This is a genomic window from Chitinophagaceae bacterium, assembly GCA_016713085.1.
In the GTDB taxonomy this organism is placed as follows: domain Bacteria; phylum Bacteroidota; class Bacteroidia; order Chitinophagales; family Chitinophagaceae; genus Lacibacter.
On the sequence record JADJPV010000001.1, the window covers coordinates 1,072,791 to 1,088,476 of the forward strand.

Annotated in this window: 11 protein-coding genes and 1 pseudogene; 2 read left to right on the forward strand and 10 right to left on the reverse strand. The window is 39.1% G+C overall.

From position 1 onward, the window contains the following. Positions 1-115 precede the first annotated feature (115 nt). The gene (locus tag IPK31_05145) at positions 116-748 is read left to right on the forward strand and encodes a Crp/Fnr family transcriptional regulator (protein ID MBK8087370.1); all 633 of its coding nucleotides are present in this window, start codon (positions 116-118) and stop codon (positions 746-748) included. Between the two features lies 1 nt (position 749). On the opposite strand, the gene IPK31_05150 is transcribed toward IPK31_05145, so the two are convergent. Then, a complete protein-coding gene (locus tag IPK31_05150; GenBank protein MBK8087371.1) occupies positions 750-1,910 on the reverse strand; it encodes a hypothetical protein in 1,161 nt (386 codons plus the stop codon). After that, positions 1,907-2,737: a UDP-2,3-diacylglucosamine diphosphatase gene (locus IPK31_05155; protein ID MBK8087372.1), complete on the reverse strand. Its 831-nt coding sequence runs from the start codon at positions 2,735-2,737 to the stop codon at positions 1,907-1,909. The genes IPK31_05150 and IPK31_05155 overlap by 4 nt, the downstream gene beginning before the upstream one ends. A gap of 240 nt (positions 2,738-2,977) precedes the next feature. On the opposite strand from IPK31_05155, the gene IPK31_05160 reads away from it, so the two are divergent. After that, positions 2,978-4,084 (forward strand): alkaline phosphatase family protein, encoded by a 1,107-nt coding sequence (locus IPK31_05160; protein ID MBK8087373.1) that lies wholly within the window; start codon positions 2,978-2,980, stop codon positions 4,082-4,084. 74 nt (positions 4,085-4,158) lie between these two features. On the opposite strand, the gene IPK31_05165 is transcribed toward IPK31_05160, so the two are convergent. The 8 genes and pseudogenes from IPK31_05165 to IPK31_05200 all read right to left on the reverse strand — a co-directional run bounded on the left by IPK31_05165 (position 4,159) and on the right by IPK31_05200 (position 15,660). Beyond that, entirely contained in the window at positions 4,159-4,416 is a 258-nt protein-coding gene (locus IPK31_05165; protein MBK8087374.1) for a hypothetical protein, read from the reverse strand. 95 nt (positions 4,417-4,511) lie between these two features. Then, positions 4,512-5,639, reverse strand: a complete 1,128-nt coding sequence (locus tag IPK31_05170) for a TIGR03364 family FAD-dependent oxidoreductase (GenBank protein ID MBK8087375.1) — start codon at positions 5,637-5,639, stop codon at positions 4,512-4,514. Beyond that, complete coding sequence (locus IPK31_05175; GenBank protein ID MBK8087376.1) at positions 5,626-6,927, reverse strand: hypothetical protein; 1,302 nt, start codon at positions 6,925-6,927, stop codon at positions 5,626-5,628. Before IPK31_05175 ends, IPK31_05170 begins: the two co-directional genes overlap by 14 nt. Further along, on the reverse strand, positions 6,924-7,610 hold the full coding sequence (locus IPK31_05180) for an HAD-IA family hydrolase (GenBank protein ID MBK8087377.1): 687 nt from the start codon (positions 7,608-7,610) through the stop codon (positions 6,924-6,926). The genes IPK31_05175 and IPK31_05180 overlap by 4 nt, the downstream gene beginning before the upstream one ends. A 26-nt stretch (positions 7,611-7,636) precedes the next feature. Continuing rightward, complete coding sequence (locus IPK31_05185; protein ID MBK8087378.1) at positions 7,637-8,206, reverse strand: HDIG domain-containing protein; 570 nt, start codon at positions 8,204-8,206, stop codon at positions 7,637-7,639. A 53-nt stretch (positions 8,207-8,259) separates the two neighbouring features. Further along, positions 8,260-10,290: a TonB-dependent receptor gene (locus IPK31_05190; GenBank protein ID MBK8087379.1), complete on the reverse strand. Its 2,031-nt coding sequence runs from the start codon at positions 10,288-10,290 to the stop codon at positions 8,260-8,262. Positions 10,291-10,434: 144 nt separating this feature from the next. Then, on the reverse strand, positions 10,435-12,879 hold the full coding sequence (locus IPK31_05195) for a bifunctional YncE family protein/alkaline phosphatase family protein (GenBank protein ID MBK8087380.1): 2,445 nt from the start codon (positions 12,877-12,879) through the stop codon (positions 10,435-10,437). A 14-nt stretch (positions 12,880-12,893) separates the two neighbouring features. Beyond that, positions 12,894-15,660 (reverse strand): annotated as a pseudogene (locus tag IPK31_05200) (phosphoesterase). Positions 15,661-15,686: the final 26 nt, after the last annotated feature.

A 15,686-nucleotide genomic window follows, 5' to 3' on the forward strand; every position in this document is an offset into this window, starting at 1 on the left:
ACTGCACATTCCCCACTCTGGTTTTTTTACATATGGTATTGAAGTTAGCCGAGTCAAAAAAGAAGTTGCTGTTTTGCTTTCACTGATTTTCGTGTTATCTTGTTGAAACGCTATGATGATTGATCTTGATATATTGCTTGCCTGGGGTGCAACTTATAAAAAACTTGCACCTGAAGAAATCCTTTTCAAAGAAGGAACTGTCTGTAGTTTTTATTACCAGGTGGTAAGCGGACAAATGCGCTGGGTAAATATAAATGAAGAGGGAAAAGAATACCTGCAAACACTGGTTGAGCCAGGCGAATGTATTGGTGAACTCCCCTTGTTTGACGGAGGCTTATTTGCTGCTACCGCCATTGCTAATAAAGAAACCCATGTGCTTCGACTGCATCAATCTGTTTTTCAACAGTTATTAAAATCACAACCTGAAATTCATTTTACATTCAGCCGCCTGCTAACACAGCGCCTGCGGTTTAAATTCTTTTTGGTGAAAGAAATTGCATCACATAATCCCGAAAATATTATTACTGCCTTATTAAAATACCTGAAAGAAAAAGGAGATCATGTATGTCCTGAATGCAACCAGCTTAAACTTACACGTAAACAGATTGCTGATATGACCGGACTGAGAGTTGAAACAGTTATCAGGGTTATGCGCAACCTGAATGAAAAAGGTTTTTTACAAATACAAAAGGGGAAAGTATACTATGGAGAAAAAAAGAAAACCCCGGGATTAATCTGTAATATATAACTCAGGTAAAGGAAGGAGAAAAAGGAAAACTCATTGATCCATCATTTATTTCCTCTGCTTCCATTGGCTGATGTAAGATTTCCGCAAAAGCCTGCATCATCAAATGTTTTGTTTGTTTGCTCCATTCTGTAAATTCTTCACTTGTGTTTTTGTATTGCGGAATATAGTTCAAGAGAACATCAAGATTAAATTCATCAGCATAAATACCTGCTCCTGCTTTTGCTGCATCCCTCGCATTGCACCATTGTTCAAAATGCCCTTTCACCGGAACCATTAAAACAGGTTTACCAAAATACATGGCTTCGCAAACACTTTCAAAACCGGCTGTTGTTACCAATGCTTTTGCATCGGCCATAAAGTGCAGAAACTTTCTGTCATCGAGTGAATGAAAACAAAGTGTATCATCAAAGCGCCATTTCCCCTTTATGGTTTTACTATCAGTAAAACAATGCAGTTCCACATCAGGATGTTCTTTATGCCAGTTAATAATATCCTGCATATAACCGGCATTCAGGATATATACCAGGATATGATTACCATGAAATACGTCCTGTTCTGCAACTTCTTTGCGTAAAAGCGGCGGTGTGATGCTGATGTTTTTGTATACCTGTTGTTGCAACGGGTAAAAAGAAAGTGCCAGTAATTTGTCTGATCCCTTTGCAGTAAGTTCTGTGTACTTTTTTATAGCATAACTTTCTTTTTTACTGCTGCCCTTCGGAAATTCAAACTCAGGATGCAGGTAAATAAACTGGTGAGCAACAGAAATAATTCTTGTGTTGAGTTTATTGAACGATGAACACAATCCAATCAGTGGCTCATAAAAATTCAGCAACAGATCAGGTTTGTAAGTATCCACCACTTCATTGATTTGCCGCATGCTTTTCCTGTACTTTCTCCATTGCAGCATATTCTTAAAAATCGTTTTGCCCAGCTGAATGCATTTGTTATCCTTATCTGTAATAAAATTCGGACTCAGAATGTTGATGATGGGTGCCTTAATGCGTTCACGTACAAATGCCGGGATTTCTCTTCTGTTACTGCTTCCAATCATAACCGCAGCCACCTGATGGCCGTTGGCAATTAACATTTCATAGGTTGCAATAGCCTGCGTTAAATGTCCACGGCCTTCGCCCTGTACTGCAAAAACAAAGGTATTGTTCATACAAGTTCGGGAGTTAAGTTTGAATGAAAAGGTTCTGCATATTGACCAGGCTCAAGAATAGTTGTTGTGATTTCTGTTTGTGTTTCTTTCAACCAGTCATTGTAATAAATGATTTTCCATTCGCCTTCTTTCGTTTCAACAATGGCACTCATCGTTTCCACCCAATCGCCGCTGTTGAGATAGTGAATATTGTTCATCATTTTATCAGCTGCCTGGTGAATATGCCCGCAGATAACACCATCACATTGATTGGCCGCTGCCACTGCACACAGTTGCTCTTCATAATCAGAAATAAACGAAACCGCTGATTTTACTTTTGCTTTTACTACCTGTGAAAGTGAATAGTAAGGAAGTCCTCTTTTCGTGCGGTAGTGATTGTAATAACGGTTGAGCCAAAGCAGGAACGTATAACCCACATCTCCCAATTTTGCCAGCCATTTCAATTTAGTTGTAACCGTATCAAAAATATCGCCATGCACCACATAATATTTTTTACTGCCACTTTGCAGTATGTGGTGACGCTTGATAACAAACTGCCCGAATGAAAATGGAAGAATCTCATCCAGAAAATCATCATGATTGCCACGCAGGTAAATCACTTTTGTGTTGTACTTGTGCATGTACTTCATAATGATGCGGAAAAAGGAAGTATGTTTCTTTTTCCACTCGCCAGATTTCTTTAATTGCCAGCCGTCAATAATATCACCATTGAGAATAAGGGTATCGCATTTGTGATTGCTGAGAAAATCAACCACTTCTTTTACCCTTGAATTGCGGATGCCGAGATGGATATCAGACAGGATAATTGTTTTGTAAAATGTCTTCACAGTAAAGGTTTTACAAAGGTTAAAGTCAATTATGAATTTAAAGTTTCCTGATTGTTAACAAGGCATGAATAAATTGTGACCTTAATGTTAAGTCCGCATTTAAGCAGGTTGATGAGGAGATGTACAACTACTCAGGAAGGACTACTTTGTTTTAAATAATTCTAAAGTGAAGTAATATTAAATTAATCTTTACATAAAGACATAGTAATATGCGACGGGTAGTTTTGACAAACCAATTCAATGAAAGCTGTCTGTTTTTTTATCCTCCTTGGAATTTCATTTATATCTTCTGCCCAACCGACCCTCAAAACGAAAAACATCATCATCATTACTACAGATGGCTTCCGCTGGCAGGAGGTATTTACAGGTGCCGATTCCTTACTCATCAGCAACGAAAAATATACTGCTGATACATTATTCACCAAACAAATGTATTGGGATAGTTCTCCTGAAACCAGAAGAAAAAAACTGATGCCTTTTTTCTGGAATGTAATTGCAAATAAAGGTCAATTGTATGGCAACCGGTTCTTCAATAACAGGGTGAACATGAAGAATCCCTATAAAATTTCCTACCCGGGGTATAATGAAATCCTTACAGGTTATGCGGATCTGTTTGTAACAAAGAACAGACCTGTTGAAAACAAAAACAGAAATATACTGGAATACCTCAATGCCCAACCCGGTTATAAAGGGAAAGTGGCAGCTTTTACATCCTGGGACATTTTTCCATATATTTTTAATGAAGACAGAAGCAACTTCCAGGTGAATAGCGGATATGAAATGCTTACAGACGACTCAACTATCATCAATCATAAAATCAACCGTGTACAGGAAAGTATAAAAGAGAAAACAGGAACAAGGCATGATTTACTTACCTATATAAGTGCCAGGGAATATTTGCAAACTCATCATCCAAGAGTATTGTTTTTAGGTTTTGGAGAAACAGACGAAGAAGCGCACAAGGGTAACTATGCTGCATACCTGGAAAAAGCAGCAATGGCCGACAAAATGATTGGCGATCTGTTTTCTTATACTCAATCGGATCCTTTTTATAAAAACAATACTACCATTATTATTACCACAGACCATGGCAGAGGCAATACTGCAGGCACATGGAATACGCACAGTACTTTCATCAATGGATCTGGCCAAACATGGCTTGCAATGATTGGCCCTGATATTATTCCTTTAGGTGAAATAAAAGAAGAGCAACAGTCTTACGGCAATCAACTTGCTGCAACCATTGCTCTTCTTCTTGGAGAGAAATTTGAACATCGTGCAGGGAAGCCTATTCAGCTGCCCGTAGATGGAAAAGATAAATTAGTAACTGTGAACGTTCTCCGGTAATATCCTTCTTTTTTAAAAATATTTATGTTACCAGGTACAGGCAGAAGTTGGCTTATGCCGGAAATAATAAGCAATTAAGCAGTTTTAACCTTTACAGTCTTCTTAACTGTACTTTTTTTCTTGGCTTTTACCTTACTTACAGCTGACTTTGATTTGGCGCTTACAGCTTTGCTGTGATGCACAATGAAATCAGTGAGTATGCTGCTTGCTTCTTTCATCTTTTTGGTAAACTTTTTACCATTGTCAACATTTTTAAACTCCTTCATCGCAGCTTCAATATTTGCAAGCACTTTCTTTTTTACTTCCTTTTTTGACACTTTCTCTTTGTTCATGATTTAATAACAATTTATTAATATGAAAGTATCAATAAAACCATTGACCGAATGTTAAGTTTTTTTTGCCGTTTAAGCAGAATTGAAATTTAGTCTCACAACCCCTTTACAATTTCTTCGGCCAGTCCAAAACTCAGGGTCATCCCTGCTCCACCCAATCCATTCAGTACATACACTCCCGCTTCAGGTGAAAAGAACAACTCCGTATCACCATTAGTCAGCTTTGGATAAATGCCGTTCCAGGTTTGAATAACTGTCCAGTCGTTAAATGCAGCAAATTTTTTCAGGTAATCAAGAATCAGCTGATTGATAAATGCTTTGTCGAACGGATCATGTGTGTTTCCATATTCATGCGAATCGCCAATGGTTAATTCGCCTGCTGCATTTTGTGAAACCATTACATGAATGCCCCAATCCCGGTAAGCACCCATCTCCTCTTCATAAAATGCTTTGAGCCCGGGTAATGATGGAGCTGCCTTAAAACTATTGTAATGGGTAAGTGATAAACCACCGCATAAAGCAGGACCAATACGCCATTCGTTTGACTGTGCTGCAATCCTCATCATCTGGAGTTTGCATTTTATCAGCGGATAAGCTGCAAAATCTTCAGGGTACAAGGTTTCAAAATCTGCGCCGTTGCAAATAAAAAATACTTCTGCTTCATAATCTTCATCATTACCAATGTACACTGTGTTTTCAGAAATATAACTTACGCACCGGTTCCAGAAAAATTCAACAGCATATTTCTCTTGCAGGTAGCCTGGCAATGCAGCAATTGCTTCTCTGGGATCAACAATCAATTCATCTGCACTGTACAATCCACCCAGCAAATTCGTTTGCACAACAGCCTCTGTTTGTTCTGCTATTTGTGCAGCTGATAATAATTTTACGGGACGATCAGTTTTAAACTCCGCATACAGTTCCTGTAAAACGGTCCATTCAATTTCATTATGTGCCACATGCAAACTGCCAACAGGATCGCTCCAGAATGCACCGCTCTTTGAAATTTCTTCCCAAATACTTCGGCTGCGTAAAGCTCTTTCATACAATAAACCGTCGGGCTGCCCTACAGGCCAAACCATTCCAAAATTTCGAACAGATGCACCGGTTGCCTTATCACCCCGCTCAAATACCTGCACAGCAAAACCTTTTACAGCCAATGCCCTTGCAGTAGCCAAACCAACAATACCTGCGCCAATAATAATTGCCTTACGCTTGCCCATAATACGGTGACTTTAGTCGTTTATATTTCTCATTAAAATATGAAAGTGAAATAATGGTGCCTGCAATTCCAACTACTGCGGAAAACAAAGCAGCTCCTGAATAAAAAGATGACCAGTTCGTTTCGATAATAAATAATTCTTTTCCCAGCATAACAAGCATTGCCCCGAAATAACCAAATGCATCGGCCGTATACATTAAAAACCCTGCATTTCCATTGATTCGGAAAGCTGCAATCATGCGTTCAAAAAAAATACAGTTGAAAGGAATATAAGCCATGTACAATCCCAGGCCAACAAGCTGCATCCATAATGCACCATCTAATAAACCAATACGGAAAAGAAGAGATGAAACTCCTGTTAACAGAAAGCCCATGAAAATCAGCAAATGAATTAAGCGGAACGCCTGGATATTTCTTTTCACAATAACCAGTAAACTTACAAGCACCAACACTACCACTGATGTGATTGTTTCCGTTTTCATAAAAATACTGTAGTCATTTCCATATCCGAGATCCGTCCAGATATTGGTCATAAAATTATCACGCAGGTCACGGATGATGGTGAGAAAAACATAGGTAACTGTTATCATAAAAATTCCTGCACCAAATAAACCAAGCACTTTCTTCCGGTCGTCCCTGCTCATACTTACACGCTCTGTTCTCAGTTCAACATCTGTTGCATCGGGTGAAGGAATTTTTTCAAGTAAATAAATAAACAATGCAAGCGGTAAGGCAAAAACCAATCCCGTAAAAAAAGGCATCCACTGTTCACTTACATTCCATTCAACAAGTAACCACTTGGCAACAGTTCTTGTAAAGCCTCCTGCAAAAATGAAACTTACTGCCATTACTGAGCCAATGAAATCAGTTGTTTTTCTTCCTTCTACATAACTGAATACAATACCCCACATAAATCCCAATGCAAATCCATTGATCAGTAAGCAGATTAAACCGAACAAAGGCGGCAGTATAGCAAAAAAGAATAAGGACAGCCATGCAGTACCAACCAGTATCACAGATGTATTCCATCTGCCCATCCGTTTTAATTCTGAAATAAACCTGATGCCATAAAACTTACTCAGCATATAACCAATACCCTGACTGATGATGAGCAACGTTTGATAACGAATGCCCCAATATTCAATACCCGGGAATGTGGCAACTGTAAATGGCTTGCGGTATGCATACACAGAAGAATAGGTTAAGAATGCAACCAATGCTGCATACAATGTTATCTCCAGCTTTTTTGAAGCAGGTTGAACCGAAGTATTTTTCAGTGTAAGACTCATAACATCAGTGCAGGTAATTCAGAAAGATGATCAATGATCTCATCGGGTTGATATTGTTCAAGTAACTCTTTTGAATACGCACCTGTTGTAATACTGATGACCAAACCGCAATCTGCATTCCTTCCTTCCTGTACATCCACTTCTGTATCTCCCACTTTTACCACCTGCTTTGCATCAATGATTTCACTGCGTTTCATTAACTCCCGGATCATATAAGGATAAGGACGGCCTTCGGGCACTTCATCACTGCACACAACAAAATCAATCATCTGGCCTTCCCTCCAGTTTAATTTTCGAAGGATAACATCTGTAATATCTTTAGTGAACCCTGTATTCAAAGCAACTTTTATATTATTCGCTCTCAGTTGCTGAAACAATTCTTCTGCATAGCCTAATGGCTGCAGATCTTTATCGTTTTCATAAAAAGAAATCATGTTCTGAATAAAGGCTGTGTGAATCTCCTCCACCAATTCTTCCGATTGCATATCTGCATCTCTTTGAAACTTGTCAAGCAACAATACAATTGCATCTTTTTTTCTCCATCCCATTACTTTATTTACCTCTTCTATTGGAACACTGATTCCAAACTCCTTAAACGCATCAATAAATGCTTCAGCAATATTTCCTTTATCTCTTACGGTTGTGCCTGCAATATCAAATACAACCAATGAATAGTTTGACATATAATTTTATTTAAATGAAGAAGTATTTATCTGCCAGCCAAATGCTTTACAATCATTTCATGAAAAGGCTGCAGTTCACCTGTTGGAAGATCATCTTTGGCCAGCTCATCAATCTTTCGCATGGTAATCATTTCATGATAGAGTGAATCGGTTTCAAACAGGATTGCTTCATCATGCGACATTCTTCCTCCCTGGAAAACCAATGTTTGTCTGCTGGCTTCTGAAAGCCGGTTAAAATAGAATTCATCTTTATAAGTGAGGTAACGCTTGGCTGAAACATGTGCCTGAACCAGTTTCACCAGCCGGTCTGAAAACCTGCGCATGCGCAAAAATGCAGCACCGATTTTTTCATGGTTCATCACACCAAAGCCATCCATCTTTGCAACATTGTGTTCGGCAACACAGATATGCCCGATGTCGTGCAAAAAAGCAGCCAGCACCATTTCATCATCACAGTTTTGTGCTTTAGCATGTGCTGCACTTTGAAAAGCATGCTGAAGCTGAGTTACATTTTCACCAATATAATCATCACCGCCATGTTTCCTGTACAGATCAATAATTTCAGTTGCAATTTTTTCTGCCCGGGCTTTCTCCATATTCACTTATAATATGGAGCGTAAAATAGAAGTGTAATGTGAAGCAGATGTTACTATAGTGTGAATTGAATATTAAGCCATATACTGCGGCCATATCCATTGATACCGCTGCCATGTGTGCGATAGTCTGTATTAAATAAATTTTGAAGACCGGTATTAAATTTCAGATGCTTCAGTTCATACCCTGCATACAGATTCATTACCCGGAAACCGGGTGTGCCTCCTTTCGGAATACGGTTGTCATCTTTATCGCCCTGTGCCAAGCGATCCTGCTTTGCAGCAAACCAAAGTTCAGCACCAGAAAACCATCTGTTCAGTTTATAAGTAGAAAGAATTTTTCCATTGAAGGGGGGCATTCTGCGTAAAGGTTCATGCTTCGTTGTATTCTGTCCAAATACATAAGCGAAGCCCGCATTTACATTCCAGTTCTTCAGTATCTGCCAATCCATTTCAGCTTCCGCACCACGGATATATGCCTGCTCAGTGTTTTCTTTTTTGTATACATTATATCCATTAATCACTTCTCCTTCCTGTTTCACTCTTGTAATCAACTGCTTCAGCTCCATATAAAACAGATTGGCCGTTGCCGTAAGTTTTTTACTGCGAAACTTATAGCCAGCTTCATAGTTAAATGATTTTTCCGGTAATAGATCAGCTGCAGGAACTTCATAACGAAAATCAACAATACCAAGCGTTCCCATATCATCAACATTGGGAGCACGGTAACCGCTGCTGAAAGATGCAAATACATGATGATACCGGTTGATGCTATATGATACTGCTGCATTACCAACTAAAGCCGAAGGCTTGATGTTTACATTCCCCAATGTAGTATCTGCAATATGGATATCAAACAGATTATAACGGAGTCCGGCATTAATACGAAAATTCTTCAGGTTGAAATGATGCAATGAAAACAGGGAGTAGTTACCATACTTTGATTCATCAGGATACAAACCACGCAGCACTGTTTTACTTCCTGTTGACTGGTTAATATCTTCTTTGCTGCTGTTTACTTTGTCGTGATATAATTCAATGCCGGAATTGGCAGTCCAGATTTTTGTAAACTCCGAAAGTACATCAACAGTAAAACCAATGGTGCCCACTTTATCGTTTTCCTTTCGCAGAACAGAGCTTCCGTTTTTCTGACTGTTTCTGCCTTCAACTGATTGCTGGTGCGACAGAATAAAGTCAATTGTACGAATCAGTTTGTTTCTGTTACTGATGGAAAGTTTTGCATAAGTCAGCATCCTTTGCTGAGGATCCATTTCGTTCAATGCAAAATTTTCAAGCAGCACTTTATGATAAACCGGTACATGTTTCTGCTGAAGGAAATAATGAGCTGTTGTTAACTGCACCTGCTCATTGAGTTTAAATTTCAACTTCACATCATAAGCAAATTCTTTATAACCGCTGGGTGATTGTTTCCCGGTTGTATCACCTCCAATCATATCACCAAAATCTCGTCCCGTAGCTCCCACTATTGCTGCAAACCCTTTGCTGCTGTAATTCATTTCAGCCCTTGATGTTTGCTCCATATTTCCACTCATGAATTTTACAATGGCAGTTGCAGCAATTTTCTTTATTCCGTCATCATTACTCTTTTTCAGCAGAGGCTCTTTTGATAATACATGGATTACCCCACCCAATGCATCCGTTCCATACTGTACAGAACCTGTTCCTCTTGCAACTTCAATTTTTTGTATGGTGAAAGCATCAACCGTGTTTAAATACTGGTTGGGGCCATAGCGGGATGTAGAATTATTTAAACGGATTCCATCCACCAGTATCAATGTTTGATTGCCTGTTAATCCTCTTACAAATGCTGAGCCGCCACCATGATTTGTTTTTTGAACAAACACTCCATTCATTCCCATCAATGCTTCTGGTGTGGTACGTGGATTAAACTGATTCAGATGTTTACGATCAACTGATTGTACAGTGTATGGCACAACTGCCTCTTTTTGCATGGTACGGTTTGCTGTAACAATTACTTCATTCAGTGATTTTACAACTGTATCCTCCTGTGCGTATGCAGAAAGAAATAAGCTGCTGCAGGCTATAAAAAGAATCAACTTGTTCATAAAAATACCATCGTTCGTATTATAGAATTATTTTTCAATGCTGTTTAGTTAGCAGATTTCAAGTGGCGGGTGAGGACACCCGCCACGGCTGACCGCCGGGGTTGGTGTCCTCACCAACCCCTTAACTAAGTTCGAATTACAGAATTATTTATCTTTCTCTTCATCCTCATCTTCCTCCTCTACCATTTTTACAAATGCGCTTCTTCTTGGTGCAGGCATAACACTGGCTTCGCCTTTTACAGCTTTCCAGATTACTTCACTGAAAACCAAATCAGGAATTCTGTCTTCTTTAGTAAAATCAAATCCTTCACTTAATCTTGCGCCTACGGTATTTTTTACATTCTTTTCATTCAAATCAACATTGGCTGCCGCCGATTTAAAAGGAGTTAAATCAGGAGTGGAACTGAAGCATCTCCACATTGGTTCTGCAGCAGCATCGTACTGACTCATTGGTGGTAAACCTAAAATCAATTCAATTGTACGCAGCATTGACGAGGTAGAGTACATAGTATGATCAACAAGTTTTCTTTTTACAAAACCTCCGGCTACATAGGCCGTAGTTCTGTGAGCATCCACATGATCAGGCCCATTTTGTGCATCATCTTCAATAATAAAAATGGCGGTTTCTTTCCAGATAGAGCTTTGAGATAAATATTCAACAAACAATCCAACAGCCAGATCATTATCTGCAACATGTGCAAATGGTGTTGGTCTTCCAATTCTTGCACCTTCTGTATGATCATTAATAAAACGAAGTGAATTGAATTTTGGAACAGCATTCACAGCCAGTAAAGAATCAAATTCTCTTTTCCACTGATTAAAGCGTGTAGTATCTCTTACTTTTTCATCCCAGCTTGTATAATATGGACAGAAATGATTTTGCAGTACAGGGATATTCGCTTTGTAATCATCAGCAAACTCGCCATAGGTTCTGTAACTCACACCCGCACGTTTACAGTAATCCCAGAGAAAACCACGGTCGGGGCTTGCAATATCACGGGTACCTTCTGCATCATATTCACCACCACGGCCACCATAACTTGTAACCCAGTTTTTTTCTAAGTAATCATTTGCGTTAGCGGCCATTGTCCAGTTGTGACCGTCAGCACTTACTTCACCATCAACATAAAAATTATCAAGCAAAACAAACTCTCTTGCCAGCTTATGTTGATTAGGTGTAATCTTTTCGCCAAATAATACCAGGCTTGTATCGCCATTACCTTCAGGCATATCACCCAACACCTGGTCGTATGTTCTGTTTTCCTTAATTACATAGAATACATATTTAATGGGAGAAGCATTGCCCACTTTCATGGGGATAGGATTACCTGCTTCGCCTTTTGCATTCAGTTCTTTATCTTTTGTATAAGGAGTGTTTTCGTAAACCGATTTAGAATAATTGGCCAGTGTTACAGGAGAAGGTTCATCAATAATACTCATGTTGCCTTTCATCAAACCTCCGATATACTGTATTTTACTTTGCTGCTTTCTGTAATCACCATGCTGATAGATTACTTCCTGTTTATTGCTTGCAGGATTGGGGCCTTTCACATTGGGGAAGGAAGAAAACCCTTTGCCGTTTGTTACAAATATTTTTTTGCCAATCACTTTTACATTGGTGGGATACCAGCCTGTTGGAATAAATCCTTTTGATTTACTGAAGCCGGGTTTACTGATATCAAAAATTGCCAGGCAATTATTATCTGCATTGGCAACGTACAGCGTTTTCTGGTCTTCGCTTACTGCAAGTCCGTTACTGGCCGAACCTGTTGGTGCATTGGGATACAATGCTGCATTCAACACTTCCAGTTCTTTCCGTTGTTTTACATCAATAACAGATACAGCATTGTCACCGGCAATAGCAACAAACAGATAGTTGCCGTTTTTAGATAACAGTAATTCATTTGGATTTTCACCAACATTTATTTGTGCTGCAATTTTCTGCGAAGCAATATCATACACCAGTACTTTCTTTCCACCCCATAAAGAAATATAGAGTTCTTTTTTATTGTTCGATAATAAACAGGAGTAAGACGCTTCTTCCAGCTGCAGTTGAAACACTACTTTTTTAGTAACCAGATCAACAATATAAAGTGAGTTGTTATCCTTTGTTACAACATACATGAGCTGTGCAGCATCGTCAATATCTATACCTGCAGGAGAAATTTTATTGGGCCATTTCTTTCCTAGCGAGATGGAATCATTTAATACAAGTTTGTTCTTTACAATGGCATACTTTAAAATCCAGTTATCATTACCACCACTGGCGTATAAAAATTTTTCATTGGCAGAGAACTTCAGTCCGTACCAGGATTTAGGAACCACCACATTATCAAGAATTTTTTCTGTAACCGGATTTATTAACTGAATACTCTGCACACTTTGCCCGTTGTTGGTAACGGCCATTATTTTTTTTGATTTCGATACTGCTATATTTAATGGCAGATCTCCCAATGGTAATGAGCGGCCGGCGGGTGAAAGTGTCCAGCCATTTGGAAGCAGCACTTTTTTGCTTCCCTTAGTTTGAGCAAACACAAGAGCAGGAAATAAAATCAAAGCAGCAAGAATCATTTTTCTGATTGTAGGCATAACATTGTAATTTATTATTGGTTGAATTCTTTTCTCATATCTTCTACCTTATCCATTGCAGGCCCCTGCATAATTTTCCGCCAGTCAATAGTCCGGTTGTATTTTTTCATCGCTTTTTCCACATCAAAAACCCTTGGGTCGTGTTGCTCTAAGGTATACGGAGTAAAATCAGGCTTATCAGTAAAAAATCCTGCAGTAAAGATGCCGTAACATCGTACTGATTGACGTAGGGAACGTTTAAAATATTGTAGATGGTTTTTAAGATAGATCCAAAGTTAGCATGTGTATGACTAACATAGCCCCGCTTTATATACGGGCCTGCCATCATTAAAATGCTGCGGTGTGCATCAATATGATCAACACCACCCTGCGGATCATCCTCTGTAATAATCACCAGCATGTTTTTCCAGTATTCAGTGCGGGACAGTAAATGCAAAATTCTTCCAACCGCCAAATCATTGTCTGCTACATAAGAACTGCGGGTGAAGTATCCATCCTCCGGTCTTGCTCCGGCAGTGTGATCATTTGGCACCTGCATCGTTATTAATGAAGGCATTTTTGTTTACCTGTAATCCACATTTTTGTAAACTCTTCTTCAAACTGGTTCATGCGGAACTGATCAGGAATATTTGTATTATACCCTGCGTAATTATGACTGGTACGGGTGTACAATGCTTTTTGCATGGGAACCATCACAGCATGAGCTGCACCTGTAGCAGTATCGTTCCATTCTTCACGCACATGGGCTGTTTCATTTGCTTCACCAAAGTTGTAAAAGTTGATTTTTTTTCTTTCCAGTGCTTCCCATAAGCCACCAATTTCTGCATAATCTTCAGGATCCATGCTTCCTGTTGATCCGGGGAACCTTCTGCCCGGTGCTTTTGAAAAATACTTTGCTGTTTTATCCACACTTGAGTTTGTTTCAACCCATTCGTTAGGAATTACGCCCACCATCCAGTGATGACCATGAATGGATGCGTCGCTATCGCAATAAAAATTATCACTGAAAGAAAATTGCTTAGCAACCTTATGATGATTGGGAGAAACTTTTAAATTTTTATTCTTTGCCTGTAAAGAATCGGGCAAAGTATATTCACAATCAACACCGAACCTTGCTAATGTGCTGTCGCCAACTGCATTTTTCAATTGTCCTAATACTTCGTCGTATGTTCTGTTTTCCTTGGTAATGTACACAACATATTTAATCGGGCTTTCTCTTAAACCCGGTAATGGCGGAAGTGGGTTAGTAACATCATCCTTAACTGTTACTTCTTTAAATGTATTGCTGATGGCTTGTTTTGTATAAGCTGCCAATTCAATTGCATTGGGCATTGCAATTTTTTGAAAAGTTCCCAATTGAATATCGCCTATATAAGTGCCTTGAGGGGGAGCAATAAAACCGGCTCCTCCATTAGGCCCTGCACCCAGACCCCTGCAACTGATAACATACATTTCTTTTTCATCGGCAGAGAGTTTAACTCTTGCCGGTCCCCAACCTGTGGGAATTAATCCTTTGGTTGTTTTTGTTGCCACATCAATCACTGCAATTGCATTAAAACCGAGTAATGCTACATACAATGTTTTTTCATCTTTACTCAATGTAATTCCAAAAGGCAATAAGCCCCGGTATTTATCAATCCGTTTATCTACTTTAATGGGAATGTGAGAAAGGATTCTGTGATTCTTATAATCAATCACTGCAATATTATCATTGGTGGCATTGGTTACATAAGCGTATTGCTTTCCAACTGCAATAGAATTTGGGCTTGCTCCACCTACCACTTCAGCGTCTTCCACCATCTCACCTACCTGGTATCCTGTTTTAAATTTATCAATTACTTTGTTGCTGCTTAGATTAATGGTAAACACACTCATTGCTTCAGGTGAATTGGGGCTTCCAACACCGGGAATCTTTTTCCCATCTATAACTGTTCCTTCAATCGATTCCTTTGTATTATCTCCGTATGGATGACGGTTAATCATCATGGAATTATAATTGGCAGAATCCATTCCTTCAATTAAAGGATATGCATACATGCCAACATTCGCAACAAAAGCCGTTTGCTTATCTGCACTTACTGCCAAACCAAATGGCTGACGGCCTGCGGGAATAGAAGCAGTTATTTTTTTAACACTTAAACTGTATCGTACTAGCCGAAAATTACCTCTGTCTAAAATCAACAGCTCATCGTTGTTCAGCAATAAATCAGAAGTGAAACTGTCATCAAAATCTACTCCATCAACTTTTCCATTTAATGAAATGGAATCTAAGCGTTGCAGGGTTTCAATATCATACACAATTACTGCACCGTTGTCTCCACCACTTAAGTAAACTGTTTTTGAGTCTGCTCCAAATGCAACACCTAAAAACGAACCATGAGTAAGTGGCGATTTGATTACCCTGGTATGCATTGAATCTGTTCCAAAGCTGCTTCCTGAAAGCGGATCATGTGCAAGTGGTGAATTGATTTTCTGGTTATAACTTGGCACACGCAATGTTTTGAGACTTGCCAGATTAATAATGGTAAATACGCCATTATGAAGTGTAACAGCTTTTTTACCATCGGCCGAAACAGCCATGCCAAAAGGATCATGTGTGATCCGCACAATCTGTCCGGCCGGCTGTACAAACCTTCCACTCGGCAGAATAGATATTCCCCCGGGATCAATTTTAGAATATTGATTACCCGATGGAACAGAAAGGATCGTAACCTTTTTATCCTGAGTAAATGCTGTATGTAAGAGCAGCATCAAAACAATGAATAAAACAGAACGTAACATAATTGAGGTAATTTAATAAATAAAGA

What these genes read in the sequence shown, in the direction of transcription:
- IPK31_05145 (MBK8087370.1), top strand. Translation starts at nt 116, where the DNA reads ATGATTGATCTTGATATATTGCTTGCCTGGGGTGCAACTTATAAAAAA.
- IPK31_05150 (MBK8087371.1), bottom strand. Translation starts at nt 1,910, where the DNA reads ATGAACAATACCTTTGTTTTTGCAGTACAGGGCGAAGGCCGTGGACAT.
- IPK31_05160 (MBK8087373.1), top strand. Translation starts at nt 2,978, where the DNA reads ATGAAAGCTGTCTGTTTTTTTATCCTCCTTGGAATTTCATTTATATCT.
- IPK31_05165 (MBK8087374.1), bottom strand. Translation starts at nt 4,416, where the DNA reads ATGAACAAAGAGAAAGTGTCAAAAAAGGAAGTAAAAAAGAAAGTGCTT.
- IPK31_05170 (MBK8087375.1), bottom strand. Translation starts at nt 5,639, where the DNA reads ATGGGCAAGCGTAAGGCAATTATTATTGGCGCAGGTATTGTTGGTTTG.
- IPK31_05175 (MBK8087376.1), bottom strand. Translation starts at nt 6,927, where the DNA reads ATGAGTCTTACACTGAAAAATACTTCGGTTCAACCTGCTTCAAAAAAG.
- IPK31_05180 (MBK8087377.1), bottom strand. Translation starts at nt 7,610, where the DNA reads ATGTCAAACTATTCATTGGTTGTATTTGATATTGCAGGCACAACCGTA.
- IPK31_05185 (MBK8087378.1), bottom strand. Translation starts at nt 8,206, where the DNA reads ATGGAGAAAGCCCGGGCAGAAAAAATTGCAACTGAAATTATTGATCTG.
- IPK31_05190 (MBK8087379.1), bottom strand. Translation starts at nt 10,290, where the DNA reads ATGAACAAGTTGATTCTTTTTATAGCCTGCAGCAGCTTATTTCTTTCT.
- IPK31_05195 (MBK8087380.1), bottom strand. Translation starts at nt 12,879, where the DNA reads ATGCCTACAATCAGAAAAATGATTCTTGCTGCTTTGATTTTATTTCCT.